A 25,906-nucleotide genomic window follows, 5' to 3' on the forward strand; every position below is an offset into this window, starting at 1 on the left:
GGCGGTGGTCAGTCCCTCAGGCGGTCTATCTGGCGGATCTTGTTGGTGGCGTCCAGGGCGGCGACCTTGTAGGACTCGGCCAGCGTGGGGTAGTTGAACACCGCGTCGACGAGGTAGTCGACCGTACCGCCGCACCCCATCACGGACTGCCCGATGTGGATCAGCTCGGTGGCCCCGGTGCCGAAGCAGTGCACGCCGAGCAGCTTGCGGTCGTCCGGGGACACCAGGAGCTTGAGCATGCCGTGCGAGTCACCGATGATCTGGCCTCGGGCCAGTTCCCGGTAACGGGAGATGCCGACCTCGAAGGGTACGCACTCCTCGGTGAGCTGGTCCTCGGTGCGCCCGATGAAGCTGATCTCCGGGATGGTGTAGATGCCGATGGGCTGGAGGTCGTGCATCGGGTGCACCGGCTCGCCGAAGGCGTGGTACGCGGCCGTACGGCCCTGCTCCATCGAGGTCGCCGCCAGCGCCGGGAAGCCGATGACGTCGCCCACCGCGTAGATGTGCGGCACCTCGGTACGGTAGTTCTCGTCGACCTTGATGCGGCCGCGCGGGTCGGCGGACAACCCGGCCTTGTCCAGGTCGAGTTCGTCGGTGAGGCCCTGCCGGCCCGCGGAGTACATCACGGTGTCCGCGGGGATCTTCTTGCCGCTCTCCAGAACGGTGAGAGTGCCCCGGGGATGATGCTCGACCGCGGCGACCGTCTCCCCGAAGCGGAAGGTGACGGCGAGGTCCCGCAGGTGGTACTTGAGCGACTCGATCACCTCGACATCGCAGAAGTCGAGCATCGCGGCCCGCTTCTCGACCACCGTGATCTTGCTGCCGAGGGCCGCGAACATGGAGGCGTACTCCATGCCGATCACCCCGGCCCCGACGATGACCATGGAGCGCGGCACCCGCTCCAGGTTGAGAACGTTGTCCGAGTCCATGATCGTGCGTCCGTCGAACGCGACGCTCGCGGGACGCGCCGGCCGGGTGCCGGTGGCGATCACGATGTGCTCGGCGGTCAGCAGCTTCTCGTTGCCGTTCGCCTCGACCAGGGCGACCGTGTGGTCGTCCACGAAGCGGCCGGTGCCGGCGAACAGCGAGACGTGGTTGCGGGACAGCTGGCTGCGGATGACGTCGACCTCGCGGCTGACCACGTGCTGGGTGCGCGCGGTCAGATCGGCGACGGTGATGTCCTCCTTGAGGCGGTAACTCTGGCCGTACATATCGCGTTGGGTGAGGCCGGTGAGATAGAGGACCGCCTCGCGCAAGGTCTTGGAAGGGATGGTCCCGGTGTGGATGGAGACCCCGCCGACCATGTCGGGGCGGTCGAGGACGGCGACCCGGCGGCCGAGCTTGGCCGCGGCGATGGCGGCCTTCTGACCACCCGGGCCGGATCCGATGACAAGCATGTCGAAGTCGCGCACCCTCCGGAGTCTGTCAGGCCGAAGTCCTCACCCGGAAGGGTGAATGGACAACAGTCGGTCCCACGACGGAAATGAGAGTGGCTCAACGCACCAGACATGGACGCTTGCTGTCGAACTCCCAGCCGGGGACGAGGTAGCGCATCCCGACGGCGTCGTCACGCGCCCCCAACGCCTTCTCCTGGTAGAGCTCGTGGGCCGCCAGCAGCCGCTCCCTGTCGAGCCGGACACCGAGACCGGGCGCGTCCGGCACGGCGATCTCCCCGTCGACGATGCGCGGCGGTTCGACGGTCAGGCGCTCCAGACCCTCCTGCCAGATCCAGTGCGTGTCCAGGGCGTTGTACGCGCCAGGAGCCGCGGCCCCGCAGTGCGTCACCATCGCCAGTGAGATGTCGAAGTGGTTGTTCGAGTGGCAACCCCAGGTCAGCCCCATCGCGTTGCACAGCTGCGCCACCCGCACCGAGCCCTGCATGGTCCAGAAGTGCGGGTCGGCCAGCGGGATGGACACCGACTGCAGGGCCAGGGCATGGGTCAGCTGCCGCCAGTCGGTGGCGATCATGTTGGTCGCGGTCGGCAGACTTGTCGCGCGGCGGAACTCGGCCAGGATCTCCCGACCGGAGTAGCCGCCCTCGGCTCCGCAGGGGTCCTCCGCGTAGGCGAGCGTGCCCACCAGGGGCGTACACAGCTCGATCGCCTCGCGCAGCGACCATGCGCCGTTCGGGTCCAGGGTGATCCGCGCCTCGGGGAAGCGGTCCTTGAGCGCCCGTACGGCCTTGACCTCTTCTGCGCCCGCGAGGACACCGCCCTTCAGCTTGAAGTCCCGGAAGCCGTACAGGTCGTGGGTCGCCTCGGCCTGCCGGACGATCGCCTCCGGCGACAGGGCCTCCTCGTGCCGGATCCGGTACCAGTCCTCGGCCGCGTCCGGCTCGCGGACGTACTCCAGTTCCGTGCGGCCGGGGTCACCGACGTAGAACAGATAGCCGAGGACCCGTACGGAGTCGCGCTGCTGTCCGTCGCCCAGGAGCGCCGCGACAGGTACGTCGAGATGCTGCCCCAGCAGGTCGAGCAGCGCCGACTCGACCGCGGTGACGGCGTGGACGGTGGTCCGCAGGTCGAAGGTCTGGGCGCCGCGCCCACCGGCGTCGCGGTCGGCGAAACGGTCACCGATCTCGCGCAGCACGCGCTTGTAGTCACCGACCTTCGCTCCGACGACCAGGGACTCGGCATCCCGCAGGGTCCGCGTGATCTTCTCCCCGCCGGGGACCTCACCGAGACCCGTACGCCCCTCGGAGTCCGTCAGGACGACGACATTGCGGGTGAAGTAGGGGCCGTGCGCGCCGGAGAGGTTCAGCTCCATGGAGTCCCGGCCGGCGACCGGGTAGACGGAGAAGGCGGTGACGGTCGGCTGACTCTTGCTCATACGTCTCAAAGTCCTTGGGTACGGGGGTGACAGGGGCCGTGGTCAGAGGCTGAGGACGTCGAGGGCCCACTCGACCGCCAGGACACCGCCGAGACCGAGGACGGCCAGCACGGTGGTGTATGTGGTGCGGACCTTGATCGCCTCGACGACCGAGAGGTCGAAGTACTCCTTGAACAGCCAGAATCCGGGGTCGTTGACGTGGGAGAAGGCGATCGAACCGCAGCAGACGGCGAGCACCATCATCTCGGGGTGTACCCCGCCGCCCGCCAGGAGCGGCAGCACCACGCCGGAGGCCGTGACGACGGCGACCGTCGCCGAGCCCAGTGCCACCCGGAGGATGACCGCGATGAGCCACGCGAGGACGATCGGCGAGAGAGACCAGCCGTGCGTCTGGTCCTTGATGTAGTCGGATATCCCGCCCTCGACGAGGACGTTCTTGAAGGCGCCACCGGCACCGATCACCAGCAGGATCATGGCCATCGCCTGGGCGGCGGAGTTGCAGGAGGCGCTGACCTCCGCGAGGCTCCGGCCGATGCGCGGGCCGAACGCCCAGACCGCAAGCAGCAGCGTCAGCAGCAGTGCGATCGGCGCGGATCCGATGAAGGCGACGAAGTGCAGGAACGGGCTCGAACCGGACGTGGCCATGTCGGTCACGGCGGCGCCGGCGATCAGCACCACGGGGAACAGGGCCACGCCCAGTGACCAGCCGAGCCCGGGCATCTCCTCGTCCTCGAAGACCCGCTCGCCGGCCAGGCCCGGGGGGATCGAGGGATTCATCGCCCTGATGAACGGCAGCCGTGGCCACACCAGGGCGATGAGCGCGCCGACCGGGACGGCGATGAACAGGCCGTAGAACAGCGTCAGACCGACGGACGCGTGGAAGGTCGCGGCCACCGCGGTGGGACCGGGGTGGGGCGGCAGGAAGCTGTGCATGGTCGACAGGGCGATCGACATCGGCAGCCCGACCCACAGCAGCTTCGCGCCGGTCACACGTACCAGCGTGAACGCGATGGGCACGATGATGATGAACGCGACCTCGTAGAACATCGTCACGCCGATGAGCATCGACGTCACCACCATGGCGACCTGGACGCCGCGCGGGCCGAAGGCGTCGAGGAGCTTGCCGGCGATGCGCTGGGCGGCGCCGGAATCCCCCATGACACGGCCGACCATCGCGCCCAGCCCGATGGTGAGCATCGTGTCGCCGATCTGGCCGCCGATGCCTTCGGAGAGGACGTCCGGGATCTTCTCCAGCGGAATCCCACGGACCAGACCGACGCCGACCGCCACCAGCAGCAGGGCGGCGAAGCCGTTCAGTTTGAACTTGGTCATGAGCAGCAGCAGGACCAGCACGCTGATCCCGACTACGAGGAGCGGCACGTCTCAGTTCCCCTTTGAACTGGTTGGACCGGGTGACGGGCGATGGGTGACGGGTGACAGAGGGCAGATGACGGATGACAGATGACAGGTGACAGATGGCGGATAACAGATGACGGATAACAGATGACAGACGACGTCATCTGTCAGTCAGACCGCCGTACGGCACCGACCACCTTCAGACCGTCGTCGAGCACCTTCGCCAGCGCTCCGAGATCGTCCGGACCCGGGTCCGTGAGCGGCGCGCGAACCGGCCCGACCGGCAGACCGCGCAGCCGGGCGGCGGCCTTGACCAGCGACACCGCGTAGCCGGGGACCCGGTCGCGCAGTTCGACGAGCGGGACGTAGAAGTCGCGCAGGAGCTTGGTCACTCCCGCGTCGTCGCCGTCCCGCAGGGCGGCGAAGAAGGCGTTCGCGATCTCGGGTGCGAAGGCGTGGACCGCCGAGGAGTAGGCGGGGACGCCCACGGCGGCGTAGGCGCGGGCCTGGATCTCGGCGGTGGAGGCGCCGTTGAAGAAGAGGAAGCCGTCGGGCGCCGCGAGCGTGAGGCGCTGGAGGCGGTCGAGGTCGCTGTGTCCGTCCTTGAGGCCGATGACCGTGGGGATCTCCGCCATCCGGCGCAGGCTGTCGGCGGTGAAGGCGACCTGACCGCGCTGGTAGGCGATCAGCGGCAGAGAGGTGCCGGAGGCGATCCGCCGCAGTTGTTCCACCAGCCCGTCCTGCGGGGCGGCGACCAGGTAGTGGGGGAGTACCAGCGCGGCGTCCGCGCCCGCCTCCTCCGCGATCCGGGCGAAACGCAGGGCCTGCGCCCAGCCGTAGCCGATGCCCGCGACGACCGGCAGCCGTCCGTCGGCGATCTCGACCGTGGCTCCGACGACCGCCCGGTACTCGTCCTCGTCCAGCGAGAAGAACTCTCCAGTACCGCAGGCGGGGAACACCGCGCCCGGCGCGCTGTCCAGCTGGGCGGACAGGTAGGCACGGTATGCCGCCAGATCCAGCCCGCCGTCCTCCCGGAAGCTCGTGAGCGGGAAGGACAGCACCCCGCCCGCCATGCCGTCCCGCAGTCGCTTGGCCACGTCTTCGGCCGCCGCACTGAACCGTGTCATGAACTCTGTCCTCATATGCAGATGACGTCTATGTATGAAGATGGAGGCTAGGTTCGTGAACGCGCGAGGTCAATGGGTGCGGCAGGGCGGATTTACGATGGGCCCCATGCCGGAGAGCAGTGGTGTCCGAGAAGTGAAGTCGGCGGCCCGCACGGTCGCGCTGCTGGAACTGCTCGCCGGGCGGGGCGACCGGCCGGCCCGGCTGGACGAACTCGCCGCGCAACTGGGGGTGCCGCGCAGCAGCATGTACCAGTTGCTGCAGACCCTCGTCGACCGCGGCTGGGTGCGCGCCGACACCACCGGTTCGCTGTACGGCATAGGGATCCGTGCCCTGCTCACGGGCACCAGCTATCTCGACAGCGACCGGCACGTACGGGTGGTCCGCCCCTATCTCGACGAAGCCTCGGACGCGCTCGGGGAGACCATTCACCTGGCCCGCCTCGACGGCGCCGACGTCGTCTATCTCGCGACCCGCGAGTCCCACGAGTACGCGCGTACCCTCAGCCGGGTCGGCCGCCGGGTCCCGGCCCACGCCGGTGCCCTCGGCAAGGCCCTGCTCGCCGAGCGTCCGGACAGCGAACTGTCACTTCCGGCGCAGCCGTTGACCGCTCTCACGGAGAACACGCACACGGAGCAGGCCACCCTGCTCGCGGACCTCGCGGAGGTACGGAAGCGCGGCTACTCCATCGACCGCGAGGAGACGGTGCCCGGTATCGCGGGCTTCGGCTTCGCCCTGCGTTACGACACGCCGGCCGTCGACGCGATCAGCTGCTCGGTTCCGGTGGCCCGGCTCACCGGCGAGCACGAGGCCCGTATCGTCGCCGTCATGCGGGAGATGCGGATGAAGATCGAGTCCCTGCTGTCGCCCGCCTCGGGTGCTCCCGACTGGCGTTGACGGATCGCGCGTCGACGGCCGGGTTCAGTGACGGGCGGCCAGGGTCTCCTCCACCCACTGCCTCAGCGCCGGCGCGGGCGCCGCTCCCGTCTTGCGTGCGATCACCTCTCCCTTGTCGAGCAGCAGGAGCGTCGGTACGGCCTGTACCTGGAACCGCTGGGCGAGCCGCGGGTTCTGGTCGATGTCGACCTTGACCAGCTTGACCCGGCCGGCGAGTTCGTGGGCGACCTGCTCCAGCGCGGGGCTGACCATCCGGCAGGGCCCGCACCAGGTGGCCCACAGGTCGACGACGACGTACGGCTTCGCCTGTTCGGCGACCTCCGCGAAGTCGGCGTCGCCGGCGTCGGCGATCCACGCGAGCGGGGACGCGCAGTTCCCGCAGCGCGGCGTGCCCCCGGCCGCCGCCGGCACCCGGTTCTTGCGACCGCAGTGGTCGCAGACGACCGTCTTGCTCGTGCCCGTGCTCGTCGTCACCGCACTCACGCGGCTTTCCGCACGTCCGGTGCGGCCTGTCCGCCGTAGGTGACGACGAGTTCGCCGTTCTGGGCGTCGACGCGGATCGTCGCGCCGTCCCGCACGTCACCGCGGATCAGCGCCCGGCCGACCATCGTCTCGACCTCGTGCGAGATGTACCGGCGCAGCGGCCGGGCTCCGTACACGGGGTCGAAGCCCTGCTCGGCGATGAGTTCGCGGGCGGTGTCGGTGAGCTCGACGGTGATCTGCCGTTCGGCCAGCCGCCGGCGCAGGTCGTTGAACTGAAGCTCCACGATCCGCTCGATCTGGGTAAGGCCCAGCGGCTTGAACAGCACGATGTCGTCGACGCGGTTGAGGAACTCGGGCCGGAAGTGGCTCTGCAGATCGCTCATCACCAGCGCCCGTGCGTCGGGCTTGATGTCGCCGTCGGCGGACACCCCGTCCAGCAGGTGGGTCGAGCCGATGTTGGAGGTCATGATGATCACGGTGTTGCGGAAGTCGACGGTGCGGCCCTGGGAGTCGGTGACGCGGCCGTCGTCGAGCACCTGCAGCAGGATGTTGAAGACGTCGGGGTGGGCCTTCTCGATCTCGTCGAACAGGACCACGGAGTACGGCTTGCGGCGCACCGCCTCGGTGAGTTGGCCGCCCTCCTCGTAGCCGACGTATCCGGGAGGCGCTCCCACCAGCCTGCTGACGGTGTGCCGTTCCTGGTACTCGCTCATGTCCAGACGGACGATGCTCTCCTCCGAGTCGAAGAGCGCCGCGGCGAGCGCCTTGGCCAGCTCGGTCTTCCCGACGCCGGTGGGGCCGAGGAAGATGAACGAGCCGATCGGCCGGCGCGGGTCCCGGATCCCGGAACGGGCCCTGATGATCGCGTCGGTGACCAGCTTGACCGCCTCGTTCTGGCCGATCACCCGCTCGGTGAGGATCTCGTCGAGGCGCAGCAGCTTCTCGCGCTCGCCCTCCTGGAGGCGGGTGACGGGGATGCCGGTCCAGGCGGCGACGATCTCCGCGATCTCGTCCTCGGTGACGACCTCGCGCAGCAGCCGGTTCTCGCCCTGCTTGGCGGCCAGCGCGTACTCCTCGGCCGTGAGACGGCGTTCGAGTTCGGTGAGTTTGCCGTAGCGCAGTTCGGCGGCCCGGTTGAGGTCGTAGCTGCGTTCGGCCTCCTCGGCCTCCTGCCGGACGCGCTCGAGTTCCTGGCGCAGCTCCTGCACCCGGCGGATGGCCTGGCGTTCGGCCTCCCACTGGGCGTGCATGGCGTCGGACTCGGCGCGCAGGTCGGCCAGTTCGCGGCGCAGCTCGTCGAGTCGCTTCTTGCTGGCGGCGTCGGTCTCCTTGGCGAGTGCCGCGTCCTCGATCTCCAGACGGGTCACCCGGCGGGTGATCTCGTCCAGTTCGGCGGGCATGGAGTCGATCTCGGTACGCAGCCGCGCGCACGCCTCGTCGACCAGGTCGATGGCCTTGTCCGGCAGGAACCGGTCGGAGATGTAGCGGTGGCTGAGGGTCGCCGCCGCGACCAGCGCGGTGTCCTGGATCTTCACACCGTGGAAGACCTCCAGGCGCTCGCGCAGTCCGCGCAGGATGGAGATGGTGTCCTCGACGCTCGGCTCGTCCACCTGCACCTGCTGGAAGCGGCGTTCGAGGGCCGCGTCGGATTCGACGTACTTGCGGTACTCGTCGAGGGTGGTGGCGCCGATCATGTGCAGCTCGCCGCGCGCCAGCATGGGCTTGAGCATGTTCCCGGCGTCCATGGCGCCCTCGGCGCCGCCGCCCGCGCCGACGACCGTGTGCAGTTCGTCGACGAAGAGCAGGATGCGCCCCTCGCCCGCCTTGACCTCGCTCAGTACGGCCTGCAGTCGTTCCTCGAACTCGCCGCGGTACTTGGCGCCTGCCACCAGCGAACTCATGTCGAGGGAGAAGATCGTCCGGTCGCGCAGCCCGTCGGGCACGTCGCCCCGTACGATGCGCTGGGCGAGCCCCTCCACGATGGCGGTCTTGCCGACACCCGGGTCACCGATGAGCACGGGGTTGTTCTTCGTCTTGCGGCTCAGGATCTGGATGACCCGGCGGATCTCCGCGTCCCGGCCGATCACCGGGTCCATCCTGCCGCTGCGTGCCTCGGCGACCAGATCACGGCCGTACTTCTCCAGTGCCTCGTACGCCGCTTCGGGCGTCGCCGAGGTGACGCGCTGGTTGCCGCGGATCCGGGTGAGCGCGGACAGGAACCCGTCCTTGCTGACGCCGTGCTCCTTGAGCAGCCGGCCGGATGCCGTGCGGGAGCCCTCGTCGGCGAGGGCCAGCACCAGATGCTCGACGGACACGTACTCGTCCTTGAGCCGCTTGGCCTCCTGCTCGGCCGAGTCCAGTACCTTCGCAAGCCGTTGGGTGACGTACACCTGCCCGGGGGTGGCACCGGGGCCCGTCACCTTCGGCCTGCGGGCCAACTCCTCGTTCAGCGCGGTGCGCAGGGCCCGGGTGTCGGCGCCCGACTGGTCGATCAGCCGCGGTATCAGGCCGTCGGGCTGGTCGAGCAGGGCGAGGAGCAGATGCTCGCCGTCGACCTCGGTCTGGTTCAGCCGGCCGGCGATGGTCTGCGCTTCCTGGAGCGCCTCCTGGGACTTCTGGGTGAGCCGGTTCATATCCACGATTCATCACTCCTGGAGCCGGCGTTGCTGCGCCTCAGGGCGTCCTCCAACTCACTGATCCGGTCGAGCAGATCGAGCACCAGACCCAGGGAGGCGTAGTTGAGGGGGAGCGCGGCCCGTAGTCGTTGGATGCGGGCGAGGGTGGCGGGAGCGGACGGCTCGAACCACAGTCGCCCGGTGGCGTCCCGGGTGGCGTCGACGAGGCCGAGGGTGACGAACCGGCGTACGAGGTCCGGATGGAGACCGGAACGGGTGGCGACGGCGTCGAGACCGAGCCGATGGGCCGGTCCGAGCGGGGCGGCGCGGACCACGATGTTCAGGGCCGGCCGGGGTACTGGGGTGGCGGTACGGCGGTGCGCACCGCCGGGACGGGGGGCTGTGGTCATCGGGGCCTCCTCGGGTCGAAGGCGGACGCGGCGGCCAGTTCCTCGAAGAGCTCACGCTCACGGGCGGTCGGCTCGGGCGGCACCATGATGCGGACCTCCGCGTACAGATTGCCGTCCTCGCCGCGCGGGTTGGGCATGCCCTCGCCGCGCAGACGCAGTCGGCGGCCGCTGGAGGAGCCCGCGGGGACGGTGACCTTGGCCGTGCCGCCGGGCGTGGACACCGGCACGGTCGCGCCGAGTGCCGCCTCCCACGGTGTCACCGGGAGGACCACGTGGATGTCGCGGCCCTCCAGCCGGAACCGACCGTCGGGTTTGATCCGCACGCGCAGATACAGGTCGCCCGGCGGGGCGTCGGGGCTGCCCCTGCCGCCTTCTCCGGCCAGCCGGATGCGTTGCCCGTCCACCACCCCGCGCGGGATGCTGACGTCGTAGGTGCGCTGCCCGGTGGGGCCGCCCAGGGTGATGCCGCGCTTGCCGCCCCGGTAGGCCTCCTCGACGCCGAGCTGGATCTCGGCCTCCTGGTCGGCGCCCGGCACGGGACCCCAGCCGCCCCCCGCCCCCGCGCCCCCGCCTCGTCCGAAGATCCCGCCGAACAGGTCCTCGAAGTCGACGCCGGAGCCGTCGAAGTCGACACCGTCCGCTGTACGGAAGCGCACCCCGCGTCCGCCGCCTCCTCCGGCCCCTCCGACGCCCGCGCTCCAGCCGCCCCGGGCACCCGCTCCCGCGGCCACCCGCTCGTCGTAGTCCTCCGGGATCTGCCGGTAGTTCTCACCGAAGCGGTCGTAGCGCTGCCTGGTCTTGGGGTCGGACAGCACGCTGTACGCGTCGTTGATCTCCTTGAAGCGCTCCTCGGCTCCCGGGTCCTTGTTGACGTCGGGATGGTGTTTGCGCGCCAGCTTGCGGAACGCCTGCTGGATCTCCTCCGCGCTCGCGGTGCGCGGCACCCCGAGCGCGTCGTAGTAGTCCCGTGCCATGGGGCGTCACTCCTGCCGCTTGCTGACCACGACGAAGGCGGGGCGCAACTGCTTCCCGTCCGCCCCGTAGCCCGGGCTCACCACCTGGGCCACGGTGTTCGGCTCGGCGTCGGGGGTGTCGACGACTCCGACGACCTCGTGCCGGGTCGGGTCGAAGGGCACTCCGGTCTCCTCGTAGCGGGGATACCCGAGGCCGCGCAGCACCTCGACCGCCTGGTCGCGTACGGCTTCGACGCCCTTCAGCACGGCGGAGGGGTCGGAGTCGGAGTGGGCCAGCGCCCGTTCCAGGTTGTCGAGGACGGGCAGCCAGGCCCCGGCGGTGCGGGCGCGCTCCTCGGCCCGCACGCGTTCGAGTTCCTTCGCATGACGCTTGCGGAGGTTGTCCAGGTCGGCGAGCGCGCGGCGCCAGCGGTCGCGCATCTCGTCGAGGGCGGCGGTCTGTTCGTCCGCCTCCGGCATCTGCGAGGACGAGGGGGGCTCGTCCGGCTGTTCCGGGGGCGTCATCGGCTCCTGCTCGGTGGCCATGACCGCTCCTCAGCTCTTGTCGAATTCCGCGTCGATCACGTCGTCGCCGGCTGCTGCCGAGGCGCTCGCGGTGTCCTCCGTTCCGGTTCCGGCGCCGGCCTGGGCCTGTGCGGCCGCGCCCGCCTGGTACTGGGCGAGCGACGCCAGCACCTGCTGGAGCTCGGAGGTCAGCGGCCTGGCCTTGTCCGGGGACGCCTCCTGCTGGACCGCCTCACGGGCATCGGCGACGAGCATGTCCGCCCGGGCCCGCTCGTGCGAGGGCACCGCGTCGTCCAGCTCGTTCAGCCGGCGCTCCACCTGGTAGGCCACGGCGTCCAGTTCGTTGCGGGCGTCCACGGCGTCGCGCAGCGCCTGGTCCTCGCCGCGGTGCTGCTCGGCCTCCTGGACCATCCGCTCGACCTCGCCCTGGTCGAGGTTGGAGCCCTCGCTGATCGTGATGGTCTGTTCCTTGCTGGTGTCCTTGTCCCGTGCGGTGACGTTCAGGATGCCGTTGGCGTCGATGTCGAAGATGACCTCGACCTGCGGCTCGCCGCGCGGGGCGGGGCGGATGTCCTTCAGCTGGAAGCGGCCGAGGATCCGGTTGTCGGCGGCCATCTCGCGCTCGCCCTGCAGGACGACGACGTCCACGGCCTCCTGGTTGTCCTCCGCGGTGGAGAAGGTCTCCGAGCGGCGGACCGGGATCGTGGTGTTCCGGTCGATGATCTTCGTCATCACACCGCCACGGGTCTCCACGCCCAGCGACAGCGGGGTCACGTCGAGCAGCAGGACGTCCTTGACCTCGCCCTTGAGCACGCCCGCCTGGATCGCGGCGCCCAGCGCCACGACCTCGTCGGGGTTGACGCTCATGTTCGGGTCCTTGCCGCCGGTCAGCCGGCGGACCAGGTTCTGCACGGCCGGGATGCGCGTCGAACCGCCGACGAGGATGACCTCGTCGATGTCGTTCGCGCTCGCTTTGGCGTCGGTCATCGCCTGCTTGACCGGCTCCATGGTCCGCTCGACCAGGTCGGCGGTGATCTTCTCGAACGTGGACCGCATGACCGTCTCGGTCAGGTGCTTGGGGCCGGAGGCGTCCGCGGTGATGAACGGAAGGCTGACCTGCGTCTGTGTGACCGAGCTCAGCTCCGTCTTGGCCTTCTCCGCGGCTTCGAACAGCCGTTGCAGCGCCTGCGGGTCCTTGCGCAGGTCGATCCCGTTCTCCTTCTGGAAGCCGTCCGCGAGCAGGTCGACGAGGCGACGGTCGAAGTCGTCGCCGCCGAGGTGGCTGTCGCCCGCCGTCGAGCGCACTTCCACGACCCCGTCACCGACGTCCAGGATGCTCACGTCGAAGGTGCCGCCACCGAGGTCGAAGACGAGCACCGTCTCGTGCTGCTTCTTCTCCATGCCGTACGCCAGTGCCGCCGCCGTCGGCTCGTTGATGATCCGCAGTACTTCGAGCCCCGCGATGCGCCCCGCGTCCTTGGTCGCCTGGCGCTGGGCGTCGTTGAAGTACGCGGGCACGGTGATGACGGCCTCGGTGACCTTCTCGCCCAGCTGCTTGCCCGCGTCGTCGGCGAGCTTGCGCAGCACCAGCGCGCTGATCTCCTCGGGCGCGTACAGCTTGTCGCGCACCTTGAAGCGCGCGACTCCGCCCTCGCCCTCGACGACGTCGTACGCCACCGCCTTGGCCTCGTCGGATATCTCGTCGAAGTGCCGGCCGATGAACCGCTTGGCCGAGTAGATGGTGCCCTTGGGATTGAGGATCGCCTGGCGCCTGGCGAGCTGACCCACCAGCCGTTCGCCGCTGTCGGTGAAGGCGACGATGGAGGGCGTGGTGCGCGAGCCCTCGGCATTGGGTATGACGGTCGCTTCACCGCCCTCCCATACGGCGATCACCGAGTTGGTGGTGCCCAGGTCGATTCCGACTGCCTTGGCCATGAGGAACTCCTTCGCCTGCCACCCCCGGCGTCCGCCCGTCTCCGGTGGCGGCGGTTGTCTTCAGGTGAGGTCGCGTGTCCGCGGGCGTCAGCGGGCGGACACGGGTCGTGGGTTCCGTCCTTGCCAGGGTGTTACGGGACGAAGGGCGACGCCTGCTCCCGACGGGGCGAAGTTCGGCCCTTCGTCTCCCCCTGGGAGTGCAGGAGGCCACGCGGTACGCGCCGCCCCCATGGGTGCCCAACGCAAGAAGCGGCGAAAAGGGGTGAAAGATAGTATTACGGCATGTCTGGCACGGCCGACGACGCGACCGGTGCGGCGCACCGGAGCATCGCACCACGCGGCCTCGGCAGCCGGGCGCCGACCACCGCCCTGACCGGCTGGGGACGCAGGCAGTCGGCGAGCCTGTACGACGTGTTCGTCCTGGCCGTGACCATGCTCGACGGCCGCCCGGTGGACGAGATCCTCCAGTTGGCCATGGACGAGGTGCCACGCCTTCTCGACTGCCGGCCCGAGGGCTGCTACATGCTCAGGGACGGCCGCTTCGAGCTCGAGGCCACGCCGAGCACGCGGGCCCTTGACGGCCGGGCACCGCGCGATCTGACCGACCCGGTCGAGCAGCTGACCGCGCTGGAGGGGGAGGACGGCGCCGTCCAGTTCCGGGAGGGCGGCTGGGGCTGGGCAGTGGGCCTGCGCAGCTCCGGCGGGCTGCTCGGCTACCTGCTGGTCAGCGCCGGGAAACCGCCTCCCGACGAGGACCGCTTCCTCGTCTACGCCCTTGCTCAGCCGACCGGCGCCGCGCTCTACAACGCCGAGGCCCGCCGCCGCGACCGCGAGTACGCCCGACAGCTGTTCCGGGCGATCGAGGAGCGTGACGCGGTCAACGGAAGACTCACCGCGCTGGTGGCGGAGCTGGAGGAGCAGCGCACCGTGCACGACGTCCTCGCCCGGACCTCCCTCACCGACGAGGGGGAGCACGGCATCGCCGCCGCCGTGTACGAGTTGACCGGCCTCGCCACCCGTGTCGAGGACCGTTTCGGAAACCTCCTCGCCCGCGCCGGGCCGGTCCCGCCCGAGGTCCACGCCAAGCCCGATCCGCTCCAGCGCGAGCAACTCATGCACGACGCGATGCGCGAGCTCGGTCCGATCCGCCACGAGGGACGCCTCGTCGGACTGGCCCGCCACCACGGGGAGCCCCTTGGCAGCATCGAGCTGATCGACCCCGACGGCACGGCGGGCGAGGCTGAAAGGTTCGCCCTCGAACACGCGTGCACGGCACTGTCCCTGGAACTGGCCCACCGCCGCAGTCTGGCGGAGGCCGAACTGCGCCTGCGCCGGGAACTTGTGGACGACCTGCTCACCGGCGCCGACGCCGGAGGCGCGTACGCCAGAGCCGAGGCCGTCGGCCACGACCTGCACGGACCGCACCACGTCACGGTCGCACAATGGCGGGGAACGGCCGCCGACGACCGATTCCTGGGAGCGGTGGGACGTGCCGCGCAGGGACGGGGCCTGCGGTCGCTGCTGGCCCGACGAGGCGACATGGCGGTGCTCGTGGTCCGGGGTGAGCCGCGCGACTCGGGCCTGTACAAGGCCCTCGCCGACGAAGTGGGCTCCCCGCACGGCGCGGTGGGCATCGGCAGCCTGTGCGAGGCGGTGGCGGACATCCCGCGCTCCTTCGACCAGGCCGTCCGCGCGCTCGCCGTACGCCGCCAGTCCCACCCCGCGGACGGCACCACGACCTGCGAGGAGCTCGGCCTCTACCGCATCCTGGCCCGGGACAAGGACGCGGGGGACGTCACCGACTTCGTCCGCGAATGGCTCGGCGCGCTCCTCGACTACGACGACGCCCACGGCACAGACCTGGTGCACACCCTCACCCGGTACTTCGACCATGGCGGCAACTACGACGAGACGGCGCAGTCCCTCGCCGTGCACCGCAGCACGCTCCGCTACCGTCTGCAGCGCATCAGGGAGGTCAGCGGCCGTCGGCTCGACGAGGTGGACAGCCGCTTCAACCTCCAGGTCGCCACCCGGATCTGGAAGGTCAGCGGCCCCGCCTTCTGACCGCCCGGCCCGCCCCGCTCGCTCGAATCACTCGAACCGAGAGGGAGCGTCTCACTCGAACCGGGAGGGGTCGCCCGCTCCTCGTCGTACGATCTCGGGCTCGCCCTGCGAGAAGTCGATGACGGTCGTCGGCTCGACGCCGCAGTCGCCGGAGTCGAGGACCGCGTCCACCACGTGGTCGAGTTCCTCCTTGATCTCCCAGCCCTGGGTCAGCGGCTTCTCCTCATCGGGGAGGAGCAGGGTGCTCGACAGCAGGGGCTCGCCGAGCTCGGCGAGGAGCGCCCGGGCGACGACATGGTCGGGAATCCGGACACCGACCGTCTTCTTCTTCGGGTGCAGCAGCCTGCGCGGTGCCTCCTTCGTCGCCGGGAGGATGAAGGTGTAACTACCCGGAGTCGAGGCCTTGATCGCACGGAACACCGCGTTGTCCAGGCGTACGAAGTGGGCCAGCTGCGCGAAGTCCTGGCACATCAGGGTGAAGTGGTGCCGGTCGTCCAGCCGACGGATCGAACGGATCCGGTCGAGTCCGTCCCGGTTGCCCAGCTGAGCCCCGAGGGCGAAGCAGGAGTCGGTCGGATAGGCGACGAGCCCTCCGCCGCGGATGATGTCCGCCACCTGGCTGAGAGTGCGCTGCTGGGGGTTCTCGGGGTGCACGTCGAAGTACTTGGCCATGCGCCGAGCTTAGATCGGCGACGTCCGGGACCTGACGCCCCTGGCCGCTCGTTCATCCAGGAGGACACCGGCACCGCACCCGGCTCGGCGCCGGCGACCGGTCCTGGGCTCTCGCGCCCCAGGTACCAACCAGGTACCATCCTTGTATGCCATCACTGAACGTGACCTTCACGGAAGAGGAGCTCGAGGGAGTGCGCGCAGCCGCCTCGGCCGACGGCAAGAGTCTCAAGCAGTATCTGCACGACCTCGGTGTCCGGGAGATGCAGCGCAGGCAGTTCGTCGCAGGCGCCACCGCCTGGGCCGACCGGCTGCGCGGCGAGTTCGACGACGCGTTCCCCGACGAGGTGCCGCCCGCCGAGCGCCGGGACGGATCCGCGGCCGCCTGATGCACCTGACCATCGATGTCGCCTGGCTGCTCGACGTCCAGGAGGCCGCCCTCGCCCGCGAGGACATGTCCGTGTCGGACTACTCCGCGCTCGTCGCGGCCGTCGCCCGGCACAAGACCAAGCTGCCCACGCTCGCCGCGGCCGACCCGGACGCGGCCTGGCGCGCCGCCGCGCTGATGCACACCATCGTGCGCCTGGAGCCCCTGCCGCACCGCAACAGCCTGTTCGCCGCGTTCGTCGCCGCCCAGTACATGGATCAGTCGGGCGAGGGCATCGACCCGCCCTACGGAGCCCTGTCCGACCTCGTCCGCAAGATCCACGACACCCGCGTCGGCGTCCCCGCCGTCGCCGACCAGCTGCGCTCCTGGAAGGTCTGAAAGGGCGCCCTCGAGTCGTCATCGCAGACAGGCGTGAGAGTGCGGGCCCCGATATCGGGACCCATACTTTTTGAACGGCCGGAATGTCCCCTTTGGGTGAAGGGGGCAGTCGCCTGAATTCCCGGTTGTTCCGAGTCGGACGCGGCGCTGCCGCCGCTCTCGACGCTCTGCGAGCAAGTACAGGACGACTCGATCGGAAAGACTCATGCGCGCAACTCTGATTTACGGTGCCGGTGACGTGCGGGTGGAGGAGGTTCCCGACCCGAAGCTCCAGCGGCCCACGGACGCGGTCGTACGCGTGCTGCGGTCGTGCATCTGCGGCAGCGACCTGTGGCCGTACGGGTCGCGTCCGCCCACCGAGCAGGGCGACCGCATCGGCCACGAGTTCCTGGGTGTGGTCGAGGACACCGGCGCGGAGGTGTCCGGACTGAAGACCGGAGACCTGGTGGTGGCCCCCTTCGTCTATTCGGACAACACCTGCGACTTCTGTCGCGAGGGCCTGCACACCTCGTGCCGGCAGGGAGGTTTCTGGGCCACGGACGGGGTGGACGGCGGCCAGGGAGAGGCGGTGCGGGTACCGCAGGCCCAGGGGACGCTGGTGAAGCTGCCCGTCGGCGAGGACTCCGCCCTGCTGCCGTCGCTGCTGACCCTGTCGGACGTGTTCTGCACCGGCCACCACTGCGCGGTGACGGCGGGAGTCACCCCGCGGACGACCGTGACCGTGGTCGGTGACGGAGCGGTCGGGCTGTCGGCGGTGCTGTCCGCCAAGCGGCTCGGCGCCGAGCGGATCATCCTGATGGGGCGGCACAAGGACCGCACCGATCTCGGCCGTGACTTCGGTGCCACCGACATCGTCGCCGAACGCGGTGAGGAAGGCGTCGCGCGCGTGCGCGAGCTGACCGGCGGCGACGGTACGCACACGGTGCTGGAGTGCGTCGGTACGCTGCCCGCCCTCGAGACGGCGCTGGGCGTGGTGCGCGCGGGCGGCACGATCAGCCGGGTGGGCGCGCCGCAGTACGACCAGGCGCCCCTGGGCTTCGAGGTGTTCATGAACAACATCACCCTCACCGGCGGTGTGGCTCCGGCCCGCGCCTATATCGAGGAACTCCTCCCCGACGTCCTCGAGGGGAAGATCGAACCCGGGCGCGTCTTCGACCGCACGGTGAGCGTCGACGAGGTACCCGAGGGCTATCGCGCGATGGCCGCCCGGGAGGCACTGAAGGTGCTCGTCCAGCCCTGACCACGGCGCCGACCGCTGGTGGGTGCGCCCCACTCCGGCGCCGCCTGACCTGCGCGACAGCCCCCTGGGGGCCCTGCCACACCCCTGCACACCGCTCCCCTGAACATCACGGTCAGGTCGGCGACGAGCGAGGTCAACAGCGAGTTGGACGCCGGACTTCGGCAACCGTCCGGATGCCGACGACCCCATCCCCTTCACCCCCCCCACAGGAGGACCGGTGCTCACCGTCCCCGCATACGCCGCCACTTCGGCGACCGAACCGCTCGCGCCGACCACCGTCGAGCGCCGTGACGTCGGCCCGCACGACGTCCTCATCGACATCAAGTACTGCGGCATCTGCCACTCCGACATCCACAACGTCCGCAGCGAGTGGGGCCCGGCGACCTACCCCCTGGTCCCCGGCCACGAGATCGCCGGCATCGTCACCCAGGTCGGTTCCGAGGTCACCCGGTACGCCGTGGGCGACCGGGCCGGCGTCGGCTGCATGGTCAACTCCTGCCGTGAGTGCGTGCCCTGCCTGCGGGGCGAGGAGCAGTACTGCCTCAAGGGCAACACCCTCACCTACGGCTCGATCGACGCCGACGGCACCCTGACCCAGGGCGGCTACTCCACCCACGTCGTGGTCAACGACGACTTCGTCGTCACCATCCCCGAAGGCCTCGGCCTCGACGAGGCCGCCCCGCTGCTGTGCGCGGGCATCACCACCTACTCCCCGCTGCGCCGCTGGGGCGCGGGCCCCGGCAAGAAGGTCGCCGTCATCGGCCTCGGCGGACTCGGTCACATGGCCGTCAAGATCGCGCACGCGATGGGCGCCGAGGTCACCGTCCTGTCGCAGTCGCTGAAGAAGATGGACGACGGCCTGCGGCTGGGCGCCGACCACTACTACGCCACCAGCGACCCGGCCACCTTCGAGCAGCTCGCCGGCACCTTCGACGTCATCCTCAACACGGTCAGCGCCAAGCTCGATCTCGACACCTTCCTCGGCCTGCTCGCCGTGGGCGGCACGATGGTCAACGTCGGCGCTCCCGCGGAGCCGCTGTCGCTGAACGTGTTCTCGCTGATCATGCAGGGCCGCGTGTACGCGGGGTCGCTGATCGGCGGTATCCGCGAGACGCAGGAGATGCTCGACTTCTGCGCCGAGCACGGCATCGGCGCCGAGGTCGAGATCATCCCCGCCGAGAAGATCAACGAGGCGTACGAGCGTGTCCTGGCCTCGGACGTGCGCTACCGCTTCGTGATCGACACCGCGACCCTGGCCTGATCCGCCGCGGCACCGTCCCCCCGAGACCACCCCGTACGAGGCGCGCCCCCGAGCCCTCGTACGGGGTGCCGCCGTCCGTGCCGAGGTCACCCGAGGGGCACGTGAAGACGATCTGGTTCTCCCAGTCGTCGCACAGTGTGGATGTCCCTGCCCGTCAGCCTTCTGTTCGCCGCGGCCCTGCTGCTGACCACGGCCGTGGGCGGCGTGCTGCCGAGCCCCCTTCACGGAAGTGAGCCGCGCGCCGTGTCCCGCGCGGCCCGAGTCCCTGTCAGGCGGTGGTTTCGGGGCGGTCGGGCTGCGACCAGTGGGTGTGGAAGGAGCCCTCACGGTCGGTGCGCCGGTAGGTGTGGGCGCCGAAGTAGTCGCGCTGCCCCTGGAGGAGAGCGGCGGGCAGGCGATCGGCGCGCAGGGTGTCGTAGTGCGCGAGCGCGGCGGAGAACGCGGGGACGGGGATGCCACGCCGGGCGGCGGAGGCGACGATCTCCCGCCAGGGCACCTGGGCGTCGCTGATCTCCTGGGCGAAACCGGACTCGGCGAGCAGGCTGACGAGGTCGGGGTCGGTGGCGTAGGCGGCGCGGATACGGTCGAGGAAGGAGGCGCGGATGATGCAGCCGCCGCGCCAGATGCGCGCGACCGAACCGAGGTCGATCTTCCAGCCGTACTCGGCGGCGGCGTCCAGGATCATCTTCCAGCCCTGGTCGTAGGCGATGACCTTCGAGGCGTACAGGGCGTGTTCGACCTGGGCGGTGAAGCGTGCGGCCTCGGTGCGGCTGAGCGGGGGAGTCGTGCCGCCGGGCAGCCCTCGGTAGGCGGCCCGCAGGTCGCTCTGGCCGGAGGCGGCTCGGGCGAAGGTGGCCTGGGCGATGGCGGTGACCGGGGAGGCCAGGTCGAGGGCGGTCTGCACGGTCCAGCGGCCGGTGCCCTTCTGCCCGGCGGCGTCGTCGACGATGTCGACGAACGCGCCACCGGTGTGCGGGTCGGTGTGGGCGAGGACCTCGGCGGTGATCTCGACCAGATAGGAGCCGAGGCGGCCCTCGTTCCAGGTGCGGAAGACGTCGGCGATCTCGGCGGGGCTGTACCCGGCGACCTGGCGCAGCAGGTCGTAGGCCTCGGCGATGAGCTGCATGTCGGCGTATTCGATGCCGTTGTGGACCATCTTGACGAAGTGTCCGGCGCCATCGGTGCCGATGTGGGTGGCGCAGGGCTCGCCGTCGACCTTGGCGCTGATGCTCTCGAACATCGGGCCGAGGACGGCGTACGACTCCGCCGAGCCGCCGGGCATGATGCTCGGCCCGTTGAGGGCGCCCTCCTCACCGCCGGAGATGCCCGCGCCGACGAAGTGCAGGCCGCGTTCGCGCAGCGCGGCCTCGCGGCGGCGGGTGTCGGCGAAGTGGGCGTTGCCGCCGTCGATGATCACGTCGCCGTTCTCGAGGAGCGGGGCGAACTCGTCGATGACGGCGTCGGTGGCGGCGCCCGCCTGCACCATGATCATGAGGCGGCGGGGGCGGGCGAGCGCGGCCACGAACTCCTCGGCCGTCTCGGCCGGGACGAAGGTGCCCTCGTGGCCGAACTCGTCCACCAGCGCGCGGGTGCGGCCGGCGGAGCGGTTGTGGACGGCGACGGTGTAACCGTTCCGGGCGAAGTTACGGGCCAGGTTGCGGCCCATCACTCCGAGGCCGGTGACGCCGATGGAAGCGGATGCGTTCATGAGGCTGCCTGTTCTTCGAATGTCGGCCATGTCAGGGGCGGGGCGACCCCATGACCATGGGTACGGGCCGACGGCTCGGTCTTCTCGATATCGCGGCGGCCAATCTTGATCAGGTTCCCGGAGGAGGTCGTCGGGGCGCGGTCCACGCGGCCGAAGCCGATGCGGCCGTTGAGGCGTTCCGCGCGACGCACGAGTCGGTGACGGCCGTCGCGGCCTTCGACGACGACGTCGCCCTGCGCACCCTGACCGCCCTGCACGACCTCGGTCTCACCGTGCCCGACGACATCGCCGTGATCGGCTTCGACGACACCGAGTACGGCGGCCTGATCACCCCCGCACTCACCACCGTCCACATCGACGCCGAAGCCCACGGGCGACTGGCCGCACGTGCCGCCCTCGGCCTCGACACGGGCGGCATCACCCGGACCCCGGGACGGGTGCTCATCCGCGACTCGGCCTGACCCGGCCTGCCCCGGAGGACCGTGACCTCCGGGGCGTGGGGGAGCCTGGCGTCGGTAAGGCGGTGCCCCCTCCGGTCGGCGCCGACTCGCCACCTGTGACAGCGGTCGGATGTTTCGGATCATGGCTACGGGTAATGCGGATGATATGGCACAAATCGGCTACACGGTGATGGCCGAGCAGGCCGGCCCCCGCGACCTCGTAGAACACGTGGTCGAGGCGGAGCGGGCTGGCTCCGACGTCTCCGTCACGTCCGATCGCTACTTTCCCTGGCTGGAGTCGCAGGGGCACGCCCCCTGCGCGTGGAGCGTGCTCGGCGCCGCCGCCCAGGCGACGGCGCGGATACCGCTCATGACATACGTGACCTGCCCGACGACCCGCTGTCACCCCGCCGTCGTCGCGCGGAAGGCGGCGCCCCTGCAACTGCTCTCGGAGGGCCGGTTTCCGGCTCGGGCTCGGCTCGGGCGAGAACCTCAACGAGCATGTGGTGGGCAGTGGTTGGCAGTGGTTGGCCCTCTCCGCAGATCCGCCTGGAGAGGCTCGAGGAAGCCGTGGAGATCATCCGCGAGCTCTTCGGGGGCGGCTAGGTGCATCACCGGGGCACACACTTCGAGGTGGCGAACGCCCGGCTGTGGGACCGGCCGGACGAACCGCCCCCGATCGGGGTGGCCGTATCCGGCAAGCGGTCCTGTTCCCTGGCCGGCCGGCTCGCGGACCTCGTCATCGCCACCGAGCCTGAGCCGGAACGCATCGAGGCCTTCTACCGAAGTGGCGGCCGGGGCACACCGCGCGTCGGGCAACTGCCCGTCTGCTACGACCCGGACCGGGAGGCCGCGATGGCCCGCGCGCGAACAGTTCCGCTGGGCCCTCGGCGGCCGGCCCGTCAACGCCGAACTGCCGGGCCCCTCGGGCTTCGAGGGCGCCACCCGGTACGTCACGCCGCAGGACACCGCGGGAGCCGTCCTGTGCGACGTCGACACCTTCATGGAGGCGGTCCGACCCTATGTGGAGGCGGGCTTCACCGAGATCGCCCTGGTGCAGGTGGGCGGCGACCAGCAACTCCCGTTCATCGCCTGGGCCGAGAAGGCACTGCTGCCCGCCCTGCGCGAACTCTGACGACAACGCGACCCGCATGCGGTTCGGCTCCGCTCCGCCGGTGCCGGGCCCGACCAGGAGACGTGAGAGGACACCATGAACAGCACGGCGCACCACACCGACACCGCGCACAACACCTCGTCATCCCCCGACCCGGCCGATCGGTCGGCCTCTTCCCCGGAGCTGGTGCAGGTCGTCCTGGACGCCTGCTCCATCTCGGACGCGGACACCGTGTTGCGCGTTCTGGGCACACGCTTCGCTGAGGAAAGCGGTGACGACATGCCACGGCACGACAGCGCCGCGCGGTCCGACACCTGGACCGGAGCCTTCCTCGTCGGGCGGGACGCGCGCGACGCCGCGCTTCCGTCCGACCTCTCCCTGAACGGTTCCGTCACCGTGGAGCTCCAAGGCGGTCCCGTGGCGGTCGACCGACTGCGGCAGACCCTCACGTCCGCCTTCGGCGTCCAGGTGTCCGGATCCGCCTCCGGCGACCAGGAGATCGATCTACGGCTCCGGCTGACACACGCGTAGGCCCGCCCGGGGAACGAGTCGCCCCTCGGTCCCTCAGATCTCCTCCTCCATCCGGATCACGTCCCTGAGGTTCTCGTGCGCCTCTCCGGGTTCACCTTCCTGCGCTTCGAGCAGAGCGGCGGCGATGGCGTCCAACTTGCGCTGAATCGCTCGCTCGGCCCGGAGTTCCGAATTCTTGAGCAGCGCGAGGAGCAGCAACGTCACCGCTGTCATGGAGTCGCCGGCGAGAAGGAGCCACTCCGTCCCGATTCCGGCGATGTGCACGGCGACGGTGAAGGAAACCAGCGCGAGACAGAAGACGAAGAAGGCCGGTGAACTGGTCACCGTGGACACCGACTCCGCGAATCGTTCGAACCTGCCGCGTCCGGCGCCGCCGCGGTCGGCGGGATGCTGAAGAGTCATGGTCCTGCGCGCCCTCCGTTGCGGGGTTCCGCCGACCCGGCGGAGCCTCCGGCGCGTCGCGCACCCTCCTCGGTGGCGTGGTCGCGCACGCCGGCGAGAGGAAGCGGCCCTCGCCGGTATCGATCCCGGGCCACTGACCTCGTAGGGCGCCGACCACCGCGATGGGGCCGGCAGGCCGGAACACGGTTCGTCACCGTCGGCGGACCGAGCGGCACCGTCGCATCCACCCGAGGGACGACGCCGACGACCGCGCCCGGGGGCGCTGAACACCCTGCCCGGGGCGCCGAGGACCGTATCCGGGACGCCCGGGCCGTCGTCCTCAGTGCTTGGTCCGCTGCCGGATCTGGCCCGCGGCCCTTTCGGTCATCTCCTGGGCCTTTCCGCGCAGCTGTTCGCCGCGGCCCGCCCTCTGCATGGACTTGTCGCCCAGGGCTTTGCCGAGGGTCTCCCTCATCTTGCCCCTGAGCTGCTTCGTTCTGGCATTGCCCTTCATCATCACAGTCGCTTTCCTCGAGGCCGCCGACGAGTGGGGTGCGGCGACATGCCTTTCTTCACCGTGTGGCCAGGAGGTGGACACCGCAAACCGGCATACGCGATTTCACCGTTCGGGTCCGGGCGTCCCCCTCTTGACTCCCCGGCTCCCACTGCCCGACGCGTCCGTTCCGCGCACCGCCCCGTGCGACGGTCCGGCGGGATCCGGCGCACCTCTTGCACGGCCCGGCTGTTGCTGATGTCATATTCAGCCGCAGGTCGGTGACTTTGGCTGATTACGCTTTCGGGTGATCCGCAAGTTTCGGCTACCTTGTGGCTGCACAGATGTTGATGCCTAAACAAGGCCTGCGTCGATGCCCTTCCCCGGTCTCGGTCGTGCCGATTCATCCCGCATGCCCGTTTCCCGACTCGCCCTCGTTCCGAGCGGAGTTCGTGTGACCCGACATCGCGCCATGGCAGGGACGAGCAGTCCTCTCTCCGCCGGTCCTGGTGGAGAGGTCTCCACCGGTCCCGGTGCCTGGGCGGCCCGCACCACCCCGTAGGTGCCGCCGGTGTCGAACGGACCGCTGCCGGGGCGTCACGCCGTGGACGGCGGGTGGCTCTCCGGCTCGATGAATGTCGTGCACCTGCCCGCCTGGGGGTCCTTCGAGCCCGCCGGGCGTTCCCCATCACAGCTGAGTGAAAGCCCCCCATACTCTGTGACCATTCAACTGTACGAGGGCCGACCGGCCGGTCGGCATGCCGCCGTACCTCCCGGCAGCCTGCTCCGCCGGGTCTACGCACCGCGGGCCTTCGACGCACTCGCCTTCTCCATGTCGACGTACGCCATGCCGCTCCTGGTGCTGGCCACGACCGAATCCGCCTCGCTGACCGGGCTGGCCTTCGCGCTGGAATGGATACCGCGGGTGGCGGCCTTCGGTCTCGCCGGTGACCTGGTCGACCGGTGTGGAGCCGCCATCGTGTTCTTCCTCGCCTCCTTGGCGCGCGGGGTGCTCGTGGCCGGCGGGAGCGTCGCGCTGACGATGCTGGAACGGGGGACGGCGCAGACACTCGTCGTGATGGCGCTGGCCGCCGCGACGGGCACCCTGACGCAGTTCAGCTTCATCGCCAACGAAGCCGTGGGCGCGATCGTGAGCCGCCGTGCGGACACCCAGGCACACAAGGTTCAGGCCGTCCTGATCGGCATCGACCAGACGGCGACGCTCACCGGCCCCGCGCTCGGCGGCGTCCTGCTGCTGGCGGGGCCGACCCACATGCTCGCCGTTCTGAGCGTGCTGTCGTGCCTGGCGGCGGCCCTCGCCCTGCAGACCCCGCCGACCCCCCTTCGCGGCTCCCAACCCGGCGCCACACAGCGGGGAGCGGGCCTCAAGACGGGCTGGCGGACGCTGCGTTCGCTGCCCGCGCTCGGCTGGCTGGTGGGCGGTCTGACCGTCTCCAACCTCGCGCTCGGGCTGCTCCAGTCCGCCAGCCCGATCATCGTCGTCGAGCGCTTCGGACTGTCCCCCGCGGCCGTCGGCACCCTCTGGTCGGCAGCCGCGGCCTCCACGCTCCTGACGGTCACCGTCTGCCGCTTCGCGCTCAACCGGCTGGGCCTGTGGGGAGTCGGCGTGGTGTGCTCCACCGTCGCGTCCGCGGCCTGTCTCGCCCTGGCCCACGCGCCCACGTACACCGCGTACGTCGTCCTCATGGCGCTGTTCATGGCGGGCGACGGCGGCCTGACCGTCGTCCTGCGCACGCTGCGCTCCCTTCTCATCCCGGCCGCGGTCTTCGGCAGCACCCTCTCCCTGACCATCCTGCTTCTGCTGCTGCCCTTCCCGCTCGCGGGCATCGTGGTCGCCCTCACCTCGCCGTGGGCCCTCGACTACGTCATCGCGGTGTGCGCCGCGCTGCAGGCCGTCGCCCTCGGTCTCGCCTTCCTGCGTCTGCGCACCGACCCGGTCCTGCGCACTCCGGGCAAACCAGCGCAGGTCACGGCCTGAACCAACGGGCGCCCCGCGGCGGTCTGTTCGTGCGGCCTGGGGTAGGGTCTGGCACCGGTTCGTAGCCGCTGAAGAGTTACGAACCGGTGGTGGGGAGCGTCGAAGGGCTGCG

At 70.2% G+C, this 25,906-nt stretch carries 23 protein-coding genes and 1 pseudogene; 10 read left to right on the forward strand and 14 right to left on the reverse strand.

What is annotated here, in order from left to right:
• Nucleotides 1-8 precede the first annotated feature (8 nt).
• From sthA to ACZ7M2_RS27955, 4 genes are all read right to left on the reverse strand, one after another.
• A complete protein-coding gene (gene sthA / locus ACZ7M2_RS27940; protein WP_352047119.1) occupies nucleotides 9-1,412 on the reverse strand; it encodes a Si-specific NAD(P)(+) transhydrogenase in 1,404 nt (467 codons plus the stop codon).
• Between the two features lie 82 nt (nucleotides 1,413-1,494).
• A complete protein-coding gene (locus ACZ7M2_RS27945; protein ID WP_471597612.1) occupies nucleotides 1,495-2,829 on the reverse strand; it encodes an enolase C-terminal domain-like protein in 1,335 nt (444 codons plus the stop codon).
• Nucleotides 2,830-2,871: 42 nt separating this feature from the next.
• Nucleotides 2,872-4,209, reverse strand: a complete 1,338-nt coding sequence (locus tag ACZ7M2_RS27950; protein WP_352047118.1) for a GntT/GntP/DsdX family permease — start codon at nucleotides 4,207-4,209, stop codon at nucleotides 2,872-2,874.
• Between the two features lie 143 nt (nucleotides 4,210-4,352).
• On the reverse strand, nucleotides 4,353-5,312 hold the full coding sequence (locus tag ACZ7M2_RS27955; RefSeq protein ID WP_471597613.1) for a 5-dehydro-4-deoxyglucarate dehydratase: 960 nt from the start codon (nucleotides 5,310-5,312) through the stop codon (nucleotides 4,353-4,355).
• Between the two features lie 106 nt (nucleotides 5,313-5,418).
• Between ACZ7M2_RS27955 and ACZ7M2_RS27960 the strand changes: the two genes are divergently transcribed.
• A complete protein-coding gene (locus ACZ7M2_RS27960) occupies nucleotides 5,419-6,207 on the forward strand; it encodes an IclR family transcriptional regulator (protein WP_471597614.1) in 789 nt (262 codons plus the stop codon).
• Between the two features lie 24 nt (nucleotides 6,208-6,231).
• Here the strand turns inward: ACZ7M2_RS27960 and trxA are convergent, their stop codons facing one another.
• From trxA to dnaK, 6 genes are read right to left on the reverse strand one after another with little or no spacing between them, the layout of a single operon-like run.
• A complete protein-coding gene (gene trxA / locus ACZ7M2_RS27965; RefSeq protein WP_352047115.1) occupies nucleotides 6,232-6,690 on the reverse strand; it encodes a thioredoxin in 459 nt (152 codons plus the stop codon).
• Nucleotides 6,687-9,329, reverse strand: a complete 2,643-nt coding sequence (gene clpB, locus ACZ7M2_RS27970) for an ATP-dependent chaperone ClpB (RefSeq protein WP_471597615.1) — start codon at nucleotides 9,327-9,329, stop codon at nucleotides 6,687-6,689. Before clpB ends, trxA begins: the two co-directional genes overlap by 4 nt.
• A complete protein-coding gene (locus ACZ7M2_RS27975) occupies nucleotides 9,320-9,715 on the reverse strand; it encodes a chaperone modulator CbpM (protein ID WP_101406834.1) in 396 nt (131 codons plus the stop codon). The genes clpB and ACZ7M2_RS27975 overlap by 10 nt, the downstream gene beginning before the upstream one ends.
• Nucleotides 9,712-10,689, reverse strand: a complete 978-nt coding sequence (locus tag ACZ7M2_RS27980; RefSeq protein ID WP_471597616.1) for a DnaJ C-terminal domain-containing protein — start codon at nucleotides 10,687-10,689, stop codon at nucleotides 9,712-9,714. Before ACZ7M2_RS27980 ends, ACZ7M2_RS27975 begins: the two co-directional genes overlap by 4 nt.
• A 6-nt stretch (nucleotides 10,690-10,695) precedes the next feature.
• A complete protein-coding gene (locus tag ACZ7M2_RS27985) occupies nucleotides 10,696-11,214 on the reverse strand; it encodes a nucleotide exchange factor GrpE (protein ID WP_352047111.1) in 519 nt (172 codons plus the stop codon).
• A 9-nt stretch (nucleotides 11,215-11,223) separates the two neighbouring features.
• The gene (dnaK, locus tag ACZ7M2_RS27990) at nucleotides 11,224-13,128 is read right to left on the reverse strand and encodes a molecular chaperone DnaK (RefSeq protein ID WP_471597617.1); all 1,905 of its coding nucleotides are present in this window, start codon (nucleotides 13,126-13,128) and stop codon (nucleotides 11,224-11,226) included.
• Between the two features lie 282 nt (nucleotides 13,129-13,410).
• On the opposite strand from dnaK, the gene ACZ7M2_RS27995 reads away from it, so the two are divergent.
• Nucleotides 13,411-15,192 carry a PucR family transcriptional regulator gene (locus ACZ7M2_RS27995; RefSeq protein WP_471597618.1) on the forward strand — a complete coding sequence of 594 codons (1,782 nt, stop codon included), beginning with the start codon at nucleotides 13,411-13,413 and terminating at the stop codon, nucleotides 15,190-15,192.
• Nucleotides 15,193-15,243: 51 nt separating this feature from the next.
• Here ACZ7M2_RS27995 and ACZ7M2_RS28000 read toward each other — a convergent pair whose 3' ends face one another.
• On the reverse strand, nucleotides 15,244-15,864 hold the full coding sequence (locus ACZ7M2_RS28000) for an L-threonylcarbamoyladenylate synthase (RefSeq protein ID WP_067374821.1): 621 nt from the start codon (nucleotides 15,862-15,864) through the stop codon (nucleotides 15,244-15,246).
• A gap of 146 nt (nucleotides 15,865-16,010) precedes the next feature.
• Between ACZ7M2_RS28000 and ACZ7M2_RS28005 the strand changes: the two genes are divergently transcribed.
• The 4 genes from ACZ7M2_RS28005 (at nucleotide 16,011) to ACZ7M2_RS28020 (ending at nucleotide 19,128) form a co-directional block, all read left to right on the forward strand.
• Entirely contained in the window at nucleotides 16,011-16,250 is a 240-nt protein-coding gene (locus ACZ7M2_RS28005) for a hypothetical protein (RefSeq protein WP_352047107.1), read from the forward strand.
• The gene (locus ACZ7M2_RS28010) at nucleotides 16,250-16,627 is read left to right on the forward strand and encodes a toxin Doc (RefSeq protein WP_352047106.1); all 378 of its coding nucleotides are present in this window, start codon (nucleotides 16,250-16,252) and stop codon (nucleotides 16,625-16,627) included. The genes ACZ7M2_RS28005 and ACZ7M2_RS28010 overlap by 1 nt, the downstream gene beginning before the upstream one ends.
• 205 nt (nucleotides 16,628-16,832) lie before the next feature.
• The gene (locus tag ACZ7M2_RS28015; RefSeq protein ID WP_471597619.1) at nucleotides 16,833-17,867 is read left to right on the forward strand and encodes a zinc-dependent alcohol dehydrogenase family protein; all 1,035 of its coding nucleotides are present in this window, start codon (nucleotides 16,833-16,835) and stop codon (nucleotides 17,865-17,867) included.
• A gap of 217 nt (nucleotides 17,868-18,084) precedes the next feature.
• A complete protein-coding gene (locus ACZ7M2_RS28020; RefSeq protein ID WP_352047104.1) occupies nucleotides 18,085-19,128 on the forward strand; it encodes an NAD(P)-dependent alcohol dehydrogenase in 1,044 nt (347 codons plus the stop codon).
• Between the two features lie 268 nt (nucleotides 19,129-19,396).
• Here ACZ7M2_RS28020 and gndA read toward each other — a convergent pair whose 3' ends face one another.
• A complete protein-coding gene (gene gndA / locus ACZ7M2_RS28025; protein WP_471597620.1) occupies nucleotides 19,397-20,836 on the reverse strand; it encodes an NADP-dependent phosphogluconate dehydrogenase in 1,440 nt (479 codons plus the stop codon).
• A 50-nt stretch (nucleotides 20,837-20,886) separates the two neighbouring features.
• Between gndA and ACZ7M2_RS28030 the strand changes: the two genes are divergently transcribed.
• From ACZ7M2_RS28030 to ACZ7M2_RS28040, 3 genes and pseudogenes are all read left to right on the forward strand, one after another.
• Complete coding sequence (locus ACZ7M2_RS28030) at nucleotides 20,887-21,297, forward strand: substrate-binding domain-containing protein (RefSeq protein WP_471597621.1); 411 nt, start codon at nucleotides 20,887-20,889, stop codon at nucleotides 21,295-21,297.
• A gap of 145 nt (nucleotides 21,298-21,442) precedes the next feature.
• A pseudogene (locus tag ACZ7M2_RS28035) lies at nucleotides 21,443-22,411 on the forward strand (TIGR03557 family F420-dependent LLM class oxidoreductase).
• Nucleotides 22,412-22,486: 75 nt separating this feature from the next.
• The gene (locus ACZ7M2_RS28040; RefSeq protein WP_471597622.1) at nucleotides 22,487-22,921 is read left to right on the forward strand and encodes a hypothetical protein; all 435 of its coding nucleotides are present in this window, start codon (nucleotides 22,487-22,489) and stop codon (nucleotides 22,919-22,921) included.
• Nucleotides 22,922-22,954: 33 nt separating this feature from the next.
• Here the strand turns inward: ACZ7M2_RS28040 and ACZ7M2_RS28045 are convergent, their stop codons facing one another.
• Both ACZ7M2_RS28045 and ACZ7M2_RS28050 read right to left on the reverse strand, forming a co-directional pair.
• On the reverse strand, nucleotides 22,955-23,323 hold the full coding sequence (locus tag ACZ7M2_RS28045; RefSeq protein ID WP_471597623.1) for a low affinity iron permease family protein: 369 nt from the start codon (nucleotides 23,321-23,323) through the stop codon (nucleotides 22,955-22,957).
• Between the two features lie 319 nt (nucleotides 23,324-23,642).
• On the reverse strand, nucleotides 23,643-23,819 hold the full coding sequence (locus tag ACZ7M2_RS28050) for a CsbD family protein (protein ID WP_079065332.1): 177 nt from the start codon (nucleotides 23,817-23,819) through the stop codon (nucleotides 23,643-23,645).
• Nucleotides 23,820-24,513: 694 nt separating this feature from the next.
• Between ACZ7M2_RS28050 and ACZ7M2_RS28055 the strand changes: the two genes are divergently transcribed.
• Nucleotides 24,514-25,794, forward strand: a complete 1,281-nt coding sequence (locus tag ACZ7M2_RS28055) for an MFS transporter (RefSeq protein WP_352047099.1) — start codon at nucleotides 24,514-24,516, stop codon at nucleotides 25,792-25,794.
• The last annotated feature ends 112 nt before the right edge of the window (nucleotides 25,795-25,906 follow it).

It is taken from the genome of Streptomyces sp. NPDC111507 (assembly GCF_055638955.1).